Consider the following 16581-nt stretch of genomic DNA (forward strand, 5'->3'; position numbering starts at 1 on the left):
TTTACTTATCATTTTCGATTGTTTTATTTGGACTGAACCAAGAAAAGGCGGTAGCCACCTTTGAGCGTTACCTTGATGGTGCGCAGTTTCTTCTGAAGCAGCTGACTTGCACCCTGCATCACCCCACGGGCAGCCTCGGAGATAATCTGGTCCTTAGCAGAGGAAGCGAAGGTAAAGGAGGTTCCCATTGAACCACCGATGTTCGCCCCGACTTCCTTAAGAGCATTGATGTCCTCCGAACCTGGTATATACACGCTCTCTTGTCCGTCTGTGTCGTATGCCGAGAGTTTGACGGCTATGATATGGCCGTCCACCTCAATGCTTTTGATAAGCAGGTGCATACGGTTGCCCTCAATCTTAGCGACGGCTATGAGTCGGCTCTGTCGTGGAATACGCAAGCCCTGCACTTTGGCACTTTCAAGCAGACGGAGCACGACATTGTCGCCCTCTTTGAGCATCGTTGTCCTGTCCACCACCACTTTGAGTGTATTGCGCATCGTGGGTGCAGCCGCACTTGCGAGCGAATGGAAGCCCAAGTTGCGTGCTTTCGTGCCATACTCCTTGATGAAGTCAGCATCGCTCATCGGCTGCCCCAGTGAGGATACTGCCTGTTTGCGTTCCGCCAAGATTTCCATTGCAGGCAAGTCGGCCGAACCTCCGCTTATATTACTGCCCATACTCTGACCTTTGTTCGTTGACGTTTGCCCTTTACCCTCGGTAAAGTCATTACCCAAAGATGGTGCAGCGGCAGAAGCCTTGGGTAAATACTTCGCTGCCATCTGATAGCTCTTTTCCATCAAGGCAAGCTGCCGTTTCTCTTCATTGTCCTCCCTACTGTCTTTGACAGAGAGTTCCTTCTTGAGGTTATCTATCTCCGAGCGCAAGGCTTCACGCTCCTGCTCGTGTGGGTCGGGAGCGTAAAAAGAGTTCAAGAGCCGATTATTCTCCTCATAGCGATGCATGGAGCTTTCTATCTTTGCCGTAGAAGCAGCGGTCTCTGCACGCTGCGCCTCTGATGGAGCGGTGTTTTCAGAAAATATTTTTCAAGAAATGTTAGAAAATATTATTTTGTTTTTTTGTAGATTATAAAGAAAAATCATTACCTTTGCGCTCGTTACTAACCTCCTTAAATTTATAGGATATGATAAAATATGTAATTCAAGCGAAGAAAAATCCGCTGAAGAAAAACGAGATTAAGTATTATCCGCAAATGGCGCCAACCACACCGATGTCGCTTGCGCAGATAGTAAAGCGTGTGGAAAAACGTTCGACCGTTTCAAGTGCTGACGTTAAAGCCGTTTTAGATGCTTTGCAATACGAGGTTATGGAGGTATTAGAAAATGGTAATACAGTCCGACTTGGTGATTTAGGTTCGTTCCGCCTCACAATGAAATCGCAAGGTGCTCCGACTGCAGCCGAGGCAAAGAAGAAAGGCGCACAACTTATCAAGCAGGTTAATGTACAATTTACGAAGAGTACAACCATGCGCGACACCCTTGATGCCCGTCTTCTTGAATTTGTACCACAGGAGGATATCGTGAATGCCACAGATGGAAAGAAGCCTAAACCTGAAGAACATTCTGATCCAGATATAGACGAAAATTTTCATCCTTAAGTAGCTAAAATCGTTGGTTTAGTAACCCATGTAGATGTGCAGAACACTTTACTTCTGCACATCTTTTAATAGCTTTTTTACTCAAAAATCAATTTTCGTAACTGCTTTATTAGGCGTAATGGACATTTGGTAGGCTGAAACCTCTCGGAATTCTTTTATTTACTACCTTTGCAGCATTTGAAAACCTATGAATAAAAAAACTGTATCTTCTGTAATAGCTCAAATGTTAAAAAGAATGGGCATCGACGTTCTGTTCAGATGTATTCCTGCAAGGATTGTGGTAGACAATTTCAAGGTGGTCTGCGTATAAATAATATTTCTCTATGTAATGACTATCTGACGGCAAATCGAACGATATCTGATCTATCCACTCTTTATAAATGTTCAGAGCGAACCATACGACGTAGGTTGAGCTTAGTGGTAGATAGCTTTACTGCTACTTACCCCAAATCTGCAGTAATAATATTGGATACAACATACTTTTCCAGGACATTTGGTGTGATGCTTTTTCAGGATGCTTCATCAGGCAAAATACTCTATCGCAAGTTTGTCAAAAACGAAACTAACAGAGATTATCTTGATGGACTTTGGTATATTGCGGAACGTGGAACTATGATAAAAGCAGTGGTGTGTGATGGGCATATAGGACTTTTACAAGCTATAAGTTTCTGTCCCGTACAAATGTGTCAATTTCACCAATTTCAGATAGTTAGAAGACTCCTTACTAACAACCCACATTTGCCTGCAGGCGTTGAACTATTGGCATTAATGAGAAGGATGTTCTATATGAAAAAAGAAGAGTTTATAACCGCTTTTGATAAATGGTGTGATAAATGGAAAGAGTTCCTAAATGAACGAACTCTCCTAATCTCGGGTAAGACAACTTATACACACAGAAGACTGAGAACGGCAAGACGTTCTATTAAGACACATCTGCCATGGCTCTATACGCGCGAGCAGCATCCAGATATACAAATACCTAATACAACAAACCTGTTGGAAGGATTTAACTCACAACTTAAAAGAGCACTGCATAATCATAATGGATTGAATGAAGCTAACAAGAAGATGTTTATAGATGGATTCATAAATACAAAAAAGTAGGCTGGAATAACCAGCCTACCAAATGTCCATTACTAAAACCCGAGAGGTTTCAGCCTACCAAATGTCCATTACGCCTAAAGTTATCTTCTATGACAACTGGGAATTTTTCACTTTGATATAATTGTGACTGTACGATAACTTTATGTATGGGTTTCTGAGATCGTTCTCCATAAACAGAAGGTAAAAGAAATTGATAAAATAGTGAATCCTTAATAGCTTGAAGGGAGTCACTAAAATCTTTGTCTGCTCCTTCTATTATTGATTTGACACTGTTATCTGTTAATTTTTTTAACTCTCCTTCACGTAGATTCATCCAGCGCGTGAATATTTCTGGCTGATTCAACACTTCTATGGGAATTCCGCTGGAATTAAGTCTAAGTTGTATATCGGTGAATGGAACATTAAAAAGATTCATAAAGTCAATAAACTTTTTAAAGATTCCTTTGTATTCAAGTAATCTATGGTTTCCCATTTTAATGTGCATAATAGCCCCTTCATCTATTTTATTAAAAGAGACAATATTAAAGTCAAATTCTGTCTTTGTCACATTTAAAATCATTCCATTCATATTTATCTCATTATATTGGGTAATTTTATATAATAAGGGAAATTTTAACACTTGGGTATATAGAGACAGTCCTTCTGTAAAAATGTTTTGTGATGTATCATCCATATCTTTAATTCAGTTTAATTTTGCCCTTGTCTATTGTCGTCGGACCACCTGTAATTGAGTTAGTCCCCGATATCGTATTGTTTTTTCCTTCAATACTATTTGTTGTTCCCTTTATGCTTATTGTAGTACCATTAAGATTAATATTAGGGCTTTTTATATTAACACTATTATTATCCATAACGATAGAAGAACTTCCAACCATAAAGGTAATAATAGAATCAGCAGATAAAAAAACGTTACCATTTTTTTTAAGTATGAGTTCACTATTAGTATCCCCTACTGAAAGACCTATTTTTGATTGAGCATCTATGCAAGCATTTCCTGCACCATCAAAGTTCATGTTTACGGTGCCCTTGTCGTGCAATGTGACGCTACCTGCAGAGTCGTCAAGCTTGAGGGAACTGCCGGTGCGACTGGTAAGGCTCTTGCAGTTGTTGCCTTGACCACCGCCACCACCTGTTGTTCCATTAAACAGGCTACCCATAACGTAGGGGCGGGCAGGGTCACCATGACGGAAGCCGAGGAGGACTTGATCGCCTACCTCTGGGATAAATACAAAACCACGGTTGCTCTTTACGTCCTTACTGCTACCACCATCTGGTGTCATCACACGCACCCAACCTGTCTGCATGCCATCCGTCTGCCAATTCATACGTACACGCACACGGCCCTTACCCTCTGGGTCAGCATTGCTGAGCACGGTTGCCATCTGTGTTTCAGCTAATGGCATACGCACCTTTGGACTTGGTAGTGCCTTTATCGTTGCAGGGATAGCCTTGAAACGGTTCTTGTAGTAGCTTCCTTGGCTTACCTCATGCGTAATCTCGATGATGATAAAGTTACCCAAACTCTCTTTTGATATGTTTCCTACACGCTCTAAGAACGAGCTGTAGAGACTTACGACAGAACCGACACGCAGGGTTGGTACCTGACTCTCAGCCGTAATATAATGTGTCTCGGCTGTCTCAGCTGCCTGCTTACGCCCCATGTAATTAATAAGTTCTGATTCATCGCTGATACGTGGCAGTGCATGCTGTCGTGCGGTTTTTGAGAACATACCTAATGGTGCACGGAAAGCATCGCCCGAAAGTTTGTCATGACCATAGGCCAAGTCTGGCGTCATACGCTGCATCTCACGGTCTGCCCCTGAATGATAAGAGAACACCTGCTCAGAGCGTGCAAGGGTCTGTAAACCAATGTCGAGTGAAGACAGCGTCGTTCCATATTCCAATATTATAGGGTCAGCCAATTTTCTTGGTTTACCAAAGATGAGTTTTGTTCCATCGAAATACATCTACTCTTGATACTGATGTGCAAGACGGCGGATAAAGTCGAAGTCAGACTCTTCGTATTGGCAGATATAGTCTTTGTTTTCCTTGAATGCCGGATTTAACTCCAACTGCACCTTAGCTTCTGCGCATAGTTTCTTAACCACATCCCCAATCGTTGTATCATTCCATGAGAAGCAGCTGTGTGCCGTTTCCATTCTGTAAGTAGCAGAGTAGCCAGAAACGATAATACATCCAAAGTCACTTCCTTCTCTGTGTAACTGTACATTTGTCACCACACCAACAAAGATAGGCTTGTTAGCCGCTTTGACCACGATACTCTCCCCGAGCCAGTTCTTGCTGCTGTTGATATTATGTACATATCTATTGCTACCTGTTTCCAACTCAACAGACATTTGGAATCGGTGGTGTTTACCTATGTTTTGTTCGATTTGTAGAGAAATAAAAGAAGAAAGAGACTTCTTTCCTACGCTGATGGTAATGGGGTTGAAAGGAATTGACATGGGTTGTTTGTTTTGAGATAAAATTAAGCTGAATCGGTTATTAGAGCCTAAACATATTTTTTTTATTATCGAGCAGATTGTTTGGCTTTTGGGCGCAGTCGTAGCGGGCTACGTCAAGTAACAAAGACAAGCAAGATGCTCGATAATAAAATATGTTAGGAAACAATAGCATCTAAGAGTTATACATATTGTGTTCTAATGACCGATTGAGTTTTATTCGCTTTCAACAAAAGTGTTACTTCCAGTATCAACGAATGATATTCTTCCTCCTTTAGCACACATACAGAATGACTGCTCCGTCAATTTTTTCATTCCATTGATGCAGTCTTTCTGTGTTGTATGCTGCCAGCCTTGTGGCTGAGGAATACAAGGAGGATTCGGAGAACTACACTTACAAAGTCCAAATGATGGAATATTCTTAAGCCCTTGGTTGTCTGTTTCCGTTCCAATAAACTTACTGGAGATGCTTACGAAAGATTGACTATCAACAATTAATGCACTATCTATATCGCCTAATGTGCATGACATCAAAGCTCCGTCAGTTACTATTTTTGACATTGTTTATAGAATCTATTATTGATGGGGTGACGTTGATGAGGATTTCTTAAAATCGTGATACATTTCCTCTATGCTTTTCTTATTAGCAGGAGAATCTTCATCCCGACTTATTTCAACATTCTTCTGGATATATAATGTTTCTCCAGTAATCCCATTAATAAGATAAATGTCATTCCTATTATCTTTCCGACGAGCAGAGATTATATAAACAGGTCTTTTAATGTACTTTTGTTCTTCATAACGTCTCATACTAAACACTTGTTTCATATCCATGAGATTAATGCCATACTGATGTAACATCTTATTTTTTAATGCATCTATGTTAAACTTATAGGGCAAATCATAATCCATACATTTTATTTCATTTCCATGACCATCAAATTGATAGCCTTTTCCTACAGGCATTTTGTGAAAATATGCACAATACGCAGTTATATACCCTTCTGTATTATATATATATATACTCGTATGGAGAGTCTCTATATGTATGAGATTCTCGAAAACCTGAAAATGAGTTATCAACATATTCATCATCCAACTCTATAAGTTCACCTGGCTGCCCTTCTTTGTATATATGATAAGCAGTAGGATTATTGCTTACTAACTTCTTATATTCTTCAATATCAAATCTTTTATATCTTAACATATTCTTGTCAATTTTATTATTCTTCTCTATATTATGTTGTCCAACACAAGTTATCGTAAATAACAATAACAATAAACTTACAGATAATTTACTCATTATTAGATATTTCCTTTTACGAATTCCCATTGCCATTTCCATGTTGAAATCATATTATTAGTATTATAACTCATTACGTTGTCTGTTTCATTTTTCACATAAATGTACTTTCTGCTCTTTTCTGATATTGGGCTATCATTTCTATGTGTATGAGATAGCCCCAACCCATGTAGCGCCTCATGCGGAAGTGTAGAATAATCTGCAGTATTTCTATTCTTAAAAAGTATAATATTCTTGAGAAATTTTAAAAGGATATATTTGTTAATTTTCAATTTCCAAACAGCATCCGTATAACCTAATATTTTACTTTGCTCTGTTCCACCATAATGGTCTACAGCAAAGACTGTGAAACTATTTTGATAAGCATGGTTATCAGAAACTTTTAAGAATTCACGCCGTAAATACTTAACTAAATTCTCACTTCCATAAGGGTCATATTTCAACAAAAAGTTTCCATCTTTTGATATATATCTACCTTTCTTTTGGATAGATTCAACTTTAAAGTTACTATCAGAGGTTAAATCTAATTCTATCTTCATTTTTTTACCACTATTAGGATTAATAATATCTTTCCCATCTGGTCCCTTTTTCACGCGTAGAATATCACATTCTATAAGTGATTGATGCATAATTTTATGCAATAAGATTATCTCATTTTCATCAAATTTTCCTACTCTTGGAATTATATCTGTTGATAAAGGTTTTGTCTTTACCTGTACTAAAACAATATTTTGTCTTTTCCTTTCTTCCTTTCCATTTGGCAACACCCTTATTTTTCCTGCCAGTGTCCTCATAGACTCACGTTCTGCTACTGTTTTTCCTGCAGCTTCTTTCGGATAGGCATAAACAAATATTTCTCCTTCACTGGCTTTGATTATTTCTTTTTTACAAGTAATCTTAACAGTCTTGTCATTGGATTGAACCTTTCCTTTGGGTGTTTTATTCTTATCGGATAACTTTGTGTTATCCAAATCAAAGATGTCTTTATTATACTTAAATTCCAAACTGTCAACCTCATCTACTGCAATATCAACTAACACACGTAACTTTGCCTCGTATTTAGGCTTTGCATACTCCTCTACATCTTTAAGTGAATCAACGTAAGGCTTGGGATAAAGGGTTAGATAAGGAACAAAATATTCTTTTGCTCGTTCCTTATTTTCAGCTATATTGGGCATATTAACAACGATTGTTTCGTATTCTTTCTTTAGTTTCTTATATGCTTCATCCTTTGTTAAATCTGTTTCACCATCATTATAGCCACCTTCTATTATTTTATCATATGGTTCTTCACCCAAATAATGTTCCTCTTTCTCTAAGCCATTGTCATCAACTCTAAGCCAGTCGAATCCAAAGCTACCATCATACATTTGGGTTGTTCGAAAATCAACCATAGCTATTGTAATTGACGCATGCTCTTCTGTCTCTGCTTTATCAGCCTTAGGTAATAATGACAAAGCTCCATCACTTTTCATTTCAAGCGTCCCACGGCTATTTGCAAGAAATTCTTTTTCAGAATGCAGAAACATCTTCTTTGTACCGATGGCAGTTATATCTTCAGACTGGATTTTCATCTCTTCTCTGGAACTCCACAATGAAGTTCCACTGAACATTTGATGGGAGAAAGCTACAGTACTACGCATGTAACTTGCTATGCTATTAATAATTTTTCCAACGTTTATCATCCAATTAGCGCCAACATTAGTTATAAGGTTGCCACCAGAACTTATATTGATATTATTACTTGCAGTAATATCAATGTTTGTTGCATTTAGTTGTATGTTATTTGGAGCATTGACTACCATGCTACCTTTACCATCCATGTCAACGACATTGCCACTGGCATCCTGAATGTGCAATGACTTACCATTATCATCAAGTCTAATATGGATACCACTTCGCGTGGTTATACTCTTTATAGCATTACTATTACCGCCACCGTTACCTGTAACTCCATTAAATAGACTACCTAAAATATATGGTCTTGCTGGGTCACCATGACGGAAGCCGAGGAGGACTTGGTCGCCTACCTCTGGGATAAACACAAAACCGCGGTTGCTCTTTACGTCACTACTACTACCGCCATCCGGTGTCATCACACGCACCCAACCTGTCTGCATGCCATCCGTCTGCCAATTCATACGTACACGCACACGGCCCTTACCCTCTGGGTCAGCATTGCTGAGCACGGTTGCCATCTGTGTTTCAGCTAATGGCATACGCACCTTTGGACTTGGTAGTACCTTTATCGTTGCAGGGATAGCCTTGAAGCGGTTTTTGTAGTAGCTTCCTTGGCTTACCTCATGCGTAATCTCGATGATGATAAAGTTACCCAAACTCTCTTTTGATATGTTTCCTACACGCTCTAAGAACGAGCTGTAGAGACTTACGACAGAACCGACACGCAGGGTTGGTACCTGACTCTCAGCCGTAATATAATGTGTCTCGGCTGTCTCAGCTGCCTGCTTACGCCCCATGTAATTAATAAGTTCTGATTCATCGCTGATACGTGGCAGCGCATGCTGTCGTGCGGGTTTTGAGAACATCCCTAATGATGCACGGAAAGCATCGCCCGAAAGTTTATCATGACCATAAGCCAAGTCGGGTGTCATACGCTGCATCTCACGGTCAGCACCAGAGTGATAAGAGAACACCTGTTCTGAGCGTGCGAGGGTCTGTAAACCAATGTCGAGTGAAGACAGCGTCGTTCCATATTCCAATATTATAGGGTCAGCCAATTTCCTTGGTTTACCAAAGATCAGCTTTGATCCATCGTAATACATCCACTCTTGATACTGACGTGCAAGAAGACGGATAAAGTTGAAGTCCGACTCTTCGTACTGGCAGATATAGTCTTTGCTTTCCTTAATAGTCATCATAAAAAACCAAACGATCAGTTCTAATTCTTTCTGTTGAGTTCATTAGGACACTAATTCTCATACCGCCAGCTCTATAAGTAACATCCTTTGCTCCTTCTGGAATATGCAATGTAACATACTCCGACTCGTCAATATACTGCTGTGCATACTTTTCCCCATTATTCCGTGTGCATGTGTAAATCAGATTACCAATTGCCAACAACATTGCAACAAGTCCAACACCTGTAAACCAACCCATACTGCTCTTCCTCATAACGTATTACCGTTGTATTGATAGCCCATCAAATTATTCCTTTTTAAACCGCTCCTTGAACTCTTCCTTACTCATCATATAGGTGAGATATAGTTCTACAGCTCTCTTGTAATAGGCAGGTCTGCTGAACGCATATTCGTATTCCTTGTCATCATAAGCTTCTCTGAATTCTTGTAAATCATAGTCAAAGTCTAACACAGGGACTGGGTTGTCTTTAGAACCGTATCGAGGAGAGTTTAGTTCGTACTTGTTTATACGGGCTTTGATGGTCTTACGGTAACGTATATCATTTACAACTATCATACCTTGCCTAACTGTCTCCCGACTCTCTGGCTCAATGACGAAAATACAGAAGTGTTTCTTATAATAGTTATCATAAAAAGCCAGACTATCAGTTCTAATCCTTTCTGTTGAGTTCATTAGAACACCTGTCATTATACTCCCTGCTCTATAAGTAACATCCTGTATTCCTTCAGGATAATGCAATGTAACATACTCCGACTCGTCAATATACTGCTGTGCGTATTTCTCGCCATCATTGCGTGTACAAGTATAAATCAGATTTCCAATTGCCAACAACATTGCAACAAGTCCGACACCTGTAAACCAGCCTATATTGCTCTTTCTCATAACATATTACCGTTGTGTTGATAGCTCATCAAACTATTCCTTTTTAAACCGCTCCTTGAACTCTTCCTTACTCATCATATAGGTGAGATATAGTTCTACAGCTCTCTTGTAATAGGCAGGTCTACTGAATGCATACTCGTAGTATTTACTATTCTTATCGTTCTGGAAATGTGCTATCTCATAATCAAAGTCTAACACAGGGACTGGCTTGGCTTTAGAACCATATTGAGGAGAGTTTAGTTCGTACTTGTTTATCCGAGCTTTGATAGTCTTACGGTAACTTATATCATCCTCTACACACATACCTTGCCTAACAGTCTCCCGACGCTCTGGCTCAATAACAAATACACAGAAGTATTTCTTATAAGTGCTATTATAAAAAAGAATACTATCAGTTCTAATCCTTTTTGTTGAGTTCATTAGGACACCAATTCTCATACCGCCCGCTCTATAAGTAACATCCTTTATCCCTTCTGGAATATGCAATTTAACATACTCCGACTCGTCAATATACTGCTGTGCATACTTTTCCCCGTCATTCCGTGTGCATGTGTAAATCAGATTACCAATTGCTAACAACATTGCAACAAGTCCAACACCTGTAAACCAGCCTATACCACTCTTTCTCATAACGTATTACCGTTGTATTGATAGCCCCTTCAAATTACTCCTTTTCAAACCGTTCCTTGAACTCTTCCTTACTCATCATATAGGTGAGATATAGTTCTACTGCTCTCTTGTAATAGGCAGGTCTGTTGAACGCATATTCGTATTCCTTGTCATCATAAGCATCTCTGAATTCTTGTAAATCATAGTCATAGTCTAACACAGGGACAGGATTGTCTTTAGAACCGTATCGAGGAGAGTTTAGTTCGTACTTGTTTATACGAGCTTTGATGGTCTTACGATAACGTATATCATTTACAACTATCTCGCCTTGCCCACCTGTCCCCCGATGTTCTGGCTCGATGACGAAAACACAGAAGTATTTTTTATAATAGTTATCATAAAAAGCCAAACGATCAGTTCTAATTCTTTCAGTTGAGTTCATAAGGATTCCAATTCTCATACCGCCCGCTCTATAAGTAACATCCTTTATCCTTTCTGGAATATGCAATGTAACATACTCTGACTCGTCAATATACTGCTGTGCATACTTTTCCCCGTCATTCCGTGTACATGTGTAAATCAGATTACCAATTGCCAACAACATTGCAACAAGACCGACACCTGTAAACCAACCCATATTAATCTTTTTCATATATACTATCACCTTATTGATACAACATTGATAGAATTTAATGCATCATCCGTATTTGATGTATCATTCTTATCTTTAGCATTATATCTATAATCTGCAATATTATCATCAGCCACAATTCCAATTCCAACATTTACCGCAGCCCCTCCAAGTCCAGCAGCAAATCCCTTTAATTGACTTGGGTTTATCTGCTTAAAGTGTATCGCAGTTCGTATTGCTCCTTCGAATTGGGTTCCTATATTTTCAACTAACACTCCATATCCATATTGGACATATCCACCTGCAGTCTTGGCACCTGTCATTATTAATGAAACCGTACTCTTAACTTCTTTGGTGACAACCATACCAGCGATGTAGGTAGCAGTGCCAGCACCTATATTACGTATTGTTGGTGAATATTCCTCTGATATGTTCCAACTAAAGTATGAAGGTACAGCCAAAACTGCCGCACCAACGAGTGCGACACCGCTTGATGCTGCAGTAAGAGCGGTTATTGCACCCATAACAAACTGAGAACCCATCTTCCAATAAAAGGCATTCATATTACTGTCACTGATGGCTTTTGCAGCATCCATAGCTATCTGTTTATCTAATATTATGTTGATAGTGCCCTTGTTTATACATTTCATAAGAGACCTATTTAGCAAAGCCGCATGCTTATTGAATCTAACGGATAAACTTCCCTTTTCCCATGAAGATTTTAATGTGTAATCGCAAGCATGTGCAATGTTTATAATTCCCCCTACACCTGTAAACCAACCCATACCGCTCTTTCTCATAACGTATTACCGCCCATCAAATTATTCCTTTTTAAACCGTTCCTTGAACTCTTCCTTACTCATCATATAGGTGAGGTATAGTTCTATTGCTCTCTTGTAATAGGCAGGTCTACTGAATGCATACTCGTAGTATTTACTATTCTTATCGTTCTGGAAATGTGCTATCTCATAATCAAAGTCTAACACAGGGACAGGATTGTCTTTAGAACCATATCGAGGAGAGTTTAGTTCGTACTTGTTTATCCGAGCTCTGATGGTCTTACGGTAACTTATATCATCTCCTACAAATGAACTTTGTCTACCCATATCCCGATGCTCTGGCTCGATAACGAATACACAGAAGTATTTCTTATAAGTGCTATCATAAAAAAGAATACTATCAGTTCTAATCCTTTCTGTTGAGTTCATTAGGACACCTGTCATTATACTCCCAGCTCTATAAGTAACATCCTTTATCCCTTCTGGAATATGCAATGTAACATACTCTGACTCGTCAATATACTGCTGTACATACTTTTCCCCATTATTCCGTGTGCATGTGTAAATCAGATTACCAATTGCCAACAACATTGCAACAAGACCGACATCTGTAAACCAACCCATATTAATCTTTTTCATATATATTATCCTCGTATTGATACAACATTGATAGAGTTTGAATTATCAGCCTTATTTGCAATATCATTTTTATCCGAAGCTTCTTTTTTATAATCATCGATATGATTATCAGCTGCAATCCCAATTCCTACATTTACCACAGCTCCTACAATTCCAGCAATAAATCCTTTCCCCTCAATAGCCTTGAAGTGCTTAGAATGCACAGCTGTCCTTATCGCGCCTTTAAATTGTGTATCTATATTTTTAGTTAAAACTCCCCACCCATATTGTATATAGCCAAAGGCTGTCTTTGTTCCAGTCGTTATCATTGCAGGTGTATTTCGTATAGCAGGACCTGCATTCTTTAAAGTCTCAATTGTAGCTTTCTGTTCGTTTACGCCAATTTTATTTATGACAGCACCCACAATTGTTCCCGAAAGACTTCCTACCACATTACTTCCTGCCATAATACCAATTCCGACACCGGCAGCTCCAGCTCCACTTGCCAAACCTAATCCATAGGTAATAGCTCCAGAGGTTATATTACTTGTTGTTGATGATAAATCATCAGGTAACCACCAGCTAAAATATGATGGTACAGCCAAAACTGCCGCACCAACGAGTGCCACACCGCTTGATGCTGCAGTAATAGCAGTTATTGCACCCATGACAAACTGAGAGCCCATCCTCCAATAAAAAGCATTCATATTACTATCACTGATAGCTTTTGCAGCATCCATAGCTATCTGTTTATCTAATATTATATTGATAACGCCTTTATTCTTACATTTCATAAAAGATCTGTTCAGTAAGGCTGCGTTTTTATTAAATCTAACGGATAAGCTCTCAGCTGACCACGTCGATTCCAGAGTACAATCACAGGCATTTGCAATACTTATAATTCCCCCCACTCCAGAGATGACGGTTGCACCTGCAGCTGCATACATAACGCCTGTTGCAGCCAAGGCAAGTCCTCCTGTGGCAACTGTTGCTACAACCAACGCTCCTATACATATACCTGCAGCTAACGCTTCAAATCCTCCCCAATCCAGACCTTTTTTTACACATTCAAATGATTCGTCAATCTTTCGGTCTTCAACCGTCAGAAGAATCTTGGAACCATTTGAGTGGGCAACTGTTTTGTCACCATCAAAGTTCATGCTTACACCGCCCTTATCATGCAATGTTACGCTACCTGCAGAGTCATCAAATTACTCCTTTTCAAACCGTTCCTTGAACTCTTCCTTACTCATCATATAGGTGAGGTATAGTTCTACTGCTCTCTTGTAATAGGCAGGTCTACTGAATGCATACTCGTAGTATTTACTATTCTTATCGTTCTGGAAATGTGCTATCTCATAATCAAAGTCTAACACAGGGACAGGATTGTCTTTAGAACCGTATCGAGGAGAGTTTAGTTCGTACTTGTTTATACGAGCTTTGATGGTCTTACGATAACGTATATCATTTACAACTATCTCGCCTTGCCCACCTGTCCCCCGATGCTCTGGCTCGATGACGAAAACACAGAAGTATTTCTTATAATAGTTATCATAAAAAGCCAAACGATCAGTTCTAATTCTTTCAGTTGAGTTCATAAGGATTCCAATTCTCATACCGCCCGCTCTATAAGTAACATCCTTTATCCCTTCTGGAATATGCAATGTAACATACTCCGACTCGTCAATATACTGCTGTGCATACTTTTCCCCATTATTCCGTGTGCAGGTGTAAATCAGATTACCAATTGCCAACAACATTGCAACAAGACCGACACCCAAAAACCAGCCTATACCACTCTTTCTCATAACATATTATCGTTGTATTGATAGCCCCTTCAAATTACTCCTTTTCAAACCGTTCCTTGAACTCTTCCTTACTCATCATATAGGTGAGATATAGTTCTACTGCTCTCTTGTAATAGGCAGGTCTGCTGAACGCATACTCGTAGTATTTACTATTCTTATCATTCTGGAAATGTGCTATCTTGTAGTCAAAGTCTAACACTGGGACTGGGTTGGCTTTAGAACCATATCGAGGAGAGTTTAGTTCGTACTTGTTTATCCGAGCTCTGATGGTCTTACGGTAACGTATATCATCTCCTACAAATGAACTTTGTCTACCCATATCCCGACGCTCTGGCTCGATGACGAATACACAGAAGTATTTCTTATAAATACTATCATAAAAAAGAATACTATCAGTTCTAATCCTTTCTGTTGAGTTCATTAGGACACCTGTCATTATACTCCCCGCTCTACAAGTAACATTCTTTACCCCTTCTGGAACATGCAATGTAACATACTCCGACTCGTCAATATACTGCTGTACATACTTTTCCCCATTATTCCGTGTGCATGTGTAAATCAGATTACCAATAGCCAACAACATTGCAACAAGCTCGACACCTATAAACCAACCTATACCGCTCTTTCTCATAACATATTATCGTTGTATTGATATGCCCACCAAATTACTCCTTTTCAAACCGCTCCTTGAACTCTTCCTTACTCATCATATAGGTGAGGTATAGTTCAACAGCTCTCTTGTAATAGGCTGGTCTACTGAATGCATACTCGTATTCCTTGTCATCATAAGCATCTCTGAATTCTTGTAAATCATAGTCATAGTCTAACACTGGGACTGGGTTTTCTTTAGACCCGTATTGAGGAGAGTTTAGTTCGTACTTGTTTATCCGAGCTTTGATGGTCTTACGATAAGCTATATCATCTCCTACAAACATACTTTGTCTCACCATATTACGCCTTTTCTTTTCAATCACAAGTACACAAAAATATTTTCTATAAGAACTATCGTAAAATGTTATACTGTCTGTCCATACTGTTTCAGCAGAGTTCATGACAACACCTGTAACAATATGATCGAATTCATAAGAAATACTTTTTCTTTGAGGAATATGCAATGTAACATACTCCGACTCGTCAATATACTGCTGTGCGTATTTCTCGCCATCATTGCGTGTACAAGTATAAATCAGATTACCAGCTGCCAACAATATTGCAACAAGACTGACACCTGTAAACCAACCCATACTGCTCTTCCTCATAACGTATTACCGTTGTATTGATAGCCTATCAAATTATTCCTTTTTAAACCGCTCCTTGAACTCTTCCTTACTCATCATATAGGTGAGGTATAGTTCAACAGCTCTCTTGTAATAGGCAGGTCTGCTGAACGCATACTCGTATTCCTTATCATCATAAGCACTTCTTAATCGTTGCAAATCATAATCATAGTCTAACACAGGGACAGGGTTTTCTTTAGAACCATATCGAGGAGAGTTTAGTTCGTACTTGTTTATCCGAGCCCTGATGGTCTTACGGTAAGCTATATCATTTACAACTATCATACTTTGCCTAATTGTCTTCCGATGATCTGGCTCAATAACGACAACATAAAAGTATTTTTTATAAGAGTTATCATAAAAGATGATACTATCTGTCCTTATTGCATCAGTCGAGTTCATTGCAACGCCTGTAGTGACAAAATCTGGATTATAAGAAACATTCATTCGGTTTGGAATATGCAATGTAACATACTCTGACTCGTCAATATACTGCTGTGCATACTTTTCCCCTTTATTCCGTGTACAGGTGTAAATTAGATTTCCAATTGCTAACAAAAATGCAACAAGCCCGACACCTGTAAACCAACCCATACTGTTCTTTCTCATATAT

At 39.1% G+C, this 16581-nt stretch carries 17 protein-coding genes and 4 pseudogenes; 3 read left to right on the plus strand and 18 right to left on the minus strand.

Going from position 1 to position 16581, the window contains the following annotated elements:
• Positions 1-23: 23 nt before the first annotated feature.
• The gene (gene traM, locus J5A55_RS09955) at positions 24-1040 is read right to left on the minus strand and encodes a conjugative transposon protein TraM (RefSeq protein ID WP_155813799.1); all 1017 of its coding nucleotides are present in this window, start codon (positions 1038-1040) and stop codon (positions 24-26) included.
• Between the two features lie 101 nt (positions 1041-1141).
• Between traM and J5A55_RS09960 the strand changes: the two genes are divergently transcribed.
• From J5A55_RS09960 to J5A55_RS09965, 3 genes and pseudogenes are all read left to right on the plus strand, one after another.
• Positions 1142-1615, plus strand: coding sequence for an HU family DNA-binding protein (locus J5A55_RS09960; RefSeq protein ID WP_004384173.1), 474 nt, complete (start codon positions 1142-1144; stop codon positions 1613-1615).
• A gap of 204 nt (positions 1616-1819) precedes the next feature.
• A pseudogene (locus J5A55_RS12575) lies at positions 1820-1867 on the plus strand (hypothetical protein); the annotation flags it as partial.
• A 6-nt stretch (positions 1868-1873) separates the two neighbouring features.
• Complete coding sequence (locus J5A55_RS09965) at positions 1874-2719, plus strand: IS256 family transposase, variant Zn-binding type (protein ID WP_211802956.1); 846 nt, start codon at positions 1874-1876, stop codon at positions 2717-2719.
• Between the two features lie 49 nt (positions 2720-2768).
• Here J5A55_RS09965 and J5A55_RS09970 read toward each other — a convergent pair whose 3' ends face one another.
• From J5A55_RS09970 to J5A55_RS10045, 17 genes and pseudogenes are all read right to left on the minus strand, one after another.
• Positions 2769-3392, minus strand: coding sequence for a hypothetical protein (locus J5A55_RS09970; RefSeq protein WP_004384170.1), 624 nt, complete (start codon positions 3390-3392; stop codon positions 2769-2771).
• Positions 3393-3396: 4 nt separating this feature from the next.
• Positions 3397-5184, minus strand: a pseudogene (locus J5A55_RS09975) (type VI secretion system Vgr family protein).
• 213 nt (positions 5185-5397) lie between these two features.
• The gene (locus tag J5A55_RS09980) at positions 5398-5742 is read right to left on the minus strand and encodes a DUF4280 domain-containing protein (protein WP_004384166.1); all 345 of its coding nucleotides are present in this window, start codon (positions 5740-5742) and stop codon (positions 5398-5400) included.
• Between the two features lie 15 nt (positions 5743-5757).
• Positions 5758-6147 (minus strand): hypothetical protein, encoded by a 390-nt coding sequence (locus J5A55_RS12390; protein WP_004384165.1) that lies wholly within the window; start codon positions 6145-6147, stop codon positions 5758-5760.
• 43 nt (positions 6148-6190) lie between these two features.
• The gene (locus tag J5A55_RS12395) at positions 6191-6388 is read right to left on the minus strand and encodes a hypothetical protein (RefSeq protein WP_249118613.1); all 198 of its coding nucleotides are present in this window, start codon (positions 6386-6388) and stop codon (positions 6191-6193) included.
• A 1960-nt stretch (positions 6389-8348) separates the two neighbouring features.
• Positions 8349-9351, minus strand: a pseudogene (locus J5A55_RS09990) (phage baseplate assembly protein V); the annotation flags it as partial.
• 1 nt (position 9352) lies between these two features.
• Positions 9353-9616, minus strand: a pseudogene (locus J5A55_RS09995) (DUF8188 family protein); the annotation flags it as partial.
• A 33-nt stretch (positions 9617-9649) separates the two neighbouring features.
• Positions 9650-10246 carry a DUF8188 family protein gene (locus J5A55_RS10000; protein ID WP_004384161.1) on the minus strand — a complete coding sequence of 199 codons (597 nt, stop codon included), beginning with the start codon at positions 10244-10246 and terminating at the stop codon, positions 9650-9652.
• A 33-nt stretch (positions 10247-10279) separates the two neighbouring features.
• On the minus strand, positions 10280-10876 hold the full coding sequence (locus J5A55_RS10005) for a DUF8188 family protein (protein ID WP_004384160.1): 597 nt from the start codon (positions 10874-10876) through the stop codon (positions 10280-10282).
• Between the two features lie 34 nt (positions 10877-10910).
• The gene (locus J5A55_RS10010; protein WP_004384159.1) at positions 10911-11507 is read right to left on the minus strand and encodes a DUF8188 family protein; all 597 of its coding nucleotides are present in this window, start codon (positions 11505-11507) and stop codon (positions 10911-10913) included.
• Positions 11508-11515: 8 nt separating this feature from the next.
• Entirely contained in the window at positions 11516-12286 is a 771-nt protein-coding gene (locus J5A55_RS10015; protein ID WP_004384158.1) for a hypothetical protein, read from the minus strand.
• Positions 12287-12307: 21 nt separating this feature from the next.
• Complete coding sequence (locus J5A55_RS10020) at positions 12308-12904, minus strand: DUF8188 family protein (RefSeq protein ID WP_004384157.1); 597 nt, start codon at positions 12902-12904, stop codon at positions 12308-12310.
• Positions 12905-12909: 5 nt separating this feature from the next.
• Positions 12910-14043, minus strand: a complete 1134-nt coding sequence (locus tag J5A55_RS10025) for a hypothetical protein (protein WP_004384156.1) — start codon at positions 14041-14043, stop codon at positions 12910-12912.
• Positions 14044-14094: 51 nt separating this feature from the next.
• Positions 14095-14691 carry a DUF8188 family protein gene (locus tag J5A55_RS10030; RefSeq protein WP_004384155.1) on the minus strand — a complete coding sequence of 199 codons (597 nt, stop codon included), beginning with the start codon at positions 14689-14691 and terminating at the stop codon, positions 14095-14097.
• Positions 14692-14725: 34 nt separating this feature from the next.
• The gene (locus J5A55_RS10035) at positions 14726-15322 is read right to left on the minus strand and encodes a DUF8188 family protein (RefSeq protein WP_004384153.1); all 597 of its coding nucleotides are present in this window, start codon (positions 15320-15322) and stop codon (positions 14726-14728) included.
• 34 nt (positions 15323-15356) lie between these two features.
• Positions 15357-15950: a DUF8188 family protein gene (locus J5A55_RS10040; RefSeq protein ID WP_039851499.1), complete on the minus strand. Its 594-nt coding sequence runs from the start codon at positions 15948-15950 to the stop codon at positions 15357-15359.
• Between the two features lie 33 nt (positions 15951-15983).
• On the minus strand, positions 15984-16577 hold the full coding sequence (locus J5A55_RS10045) for a DUF8188 family protein (RefSeq protein WP_004384151.1): 594 nt from the start codon (positions 16575-16577) through the stop codon (positions 15984-15986).
• Between the last annotated feature and the right edge of the window lie 4 nt (positions 16578-16581).

The organism is Prevotella veroralis, assembly GCF_018127765.1.
Lineage (GTDB): Bacteria > Bacteroidota > Bacteroidia > Bacteroidales > Bacteroidaceae > Prevotella > Prevotella veroralis.

Bases quoted from the DNA above. Each gene is read 5' to 3' on its own strand.
- J5A55_RS10035 (WP_004384153.1), bottom strand. From the start codon at position 15,322: ATGAGAAAGAGCGGTATAGGTTGGTTTATAGGTGTCGAGCTTGTTGCA.
- J5A55_RS09980 (WP_004384166.1), bottom strand. From the start codon at position 5,742: ATGTCAAAAATAGTAACTGACGGAGCTTTGATGTCATGCACATTAGGC.
- J5A55_RS10005 (WP_004384160.1), bottom strand. From the start codon at position 10,876: ATGAGAAAGAGTGGTATAGGCTGGTTTACAGGTGTTGGACTTGTTGCA.
- J5A55_RS09965 (WP_211802956.1), top strand. From the start codon at position 1,874: ATGTATTCCTGCAAGGATTGTGGTAGACAATTTCAAGGTGGTCTGCGT.
- J5A55_RS10010 (WP_004384159.1), bottom strand. From the start codon at position 11,507: ATGAAAAAGATTAATATGGGTTGGTTTACAGGTGTCGGTCTTGTTGCA.
- J5A55_RS10040 (WP_039851499.1), bottom strand. From the start codon at position 15,950: ATGAGGAAGAGCAGTATGGGTTGGTTTACAGGTGTCAGTCTTGTTGCA.
- J5A55_RS10015 (WP_004384158.1), bottom strand. From the start codon at position 12,286: ATGAGAAAGAGCGGTATGGGTTGGTTTACAGGTGTAGGGGGAATTATA.
- J5A55_RS10025 (WP_004384156.1), bottom strand. From the start codon at position 14,043: ATGAACTTTGATGGTGACAAAACAGTTGCCCACTCAAATGGTTCCAAG.
- J5A55_RS12395 (WP_249118613.1), bottom strand. From the start codon at position 6,388: ATGTTAAGATATAAAAGATTTGATATTGAAGAATATAAGAAGTTAGTA.
- J5A55_RS10045 (WP_004384151.1), bottom strand. From the start codon at position 16,577: ATGAGAAAGAACAGTATGGGTTGGTTTACAGGTGTCGGGCTTGTTGCA.
- J5A55_RS12390 (WP_004384165.1), bottom strand. From the start codon at position 6,147: ATGCCTGTAGGAAAAGGCTATCAATTTGATGGTCATGGAAATGAAATA.
- J5A55_RS09960 (WP_004384173.1), top strand. From the start codon at position 1,142: ATGATAAAATATGTAATTCAAGCGAAGAAAAATCCGCTGAAGAAAAAC.
- J5A55_RS10020 (WP_004384157.1), bottom strand. From the start codon at position 12,904: ATGAAAAAGATTAATATGGGTTGGTTTACAGATGTCGGTCTTGTTGCA.
- J5A55_RS10030 (WP_004384155.1), bottom strand. From the start codon at position 14,691: ATGAGAAAGAGTGGTATAGGCTGGTTTTTGGGTGTCGGTCTTGTTGCA.
- J5A55_RS09970 (WP_004384170.1), bottom strand. From the start codon at position 3,392: ATGGATGATACATCACAAAACATTTTTACAGAAGGACTGTCTCTATAT.
- J5A55_RS10000 (WP_004384161.1), bottom strand. From the start codon at position 10,246: ATGAGAAAGAGCAATATAGGCTGGTTTACAGGTGTCGGACTTGTTGCA.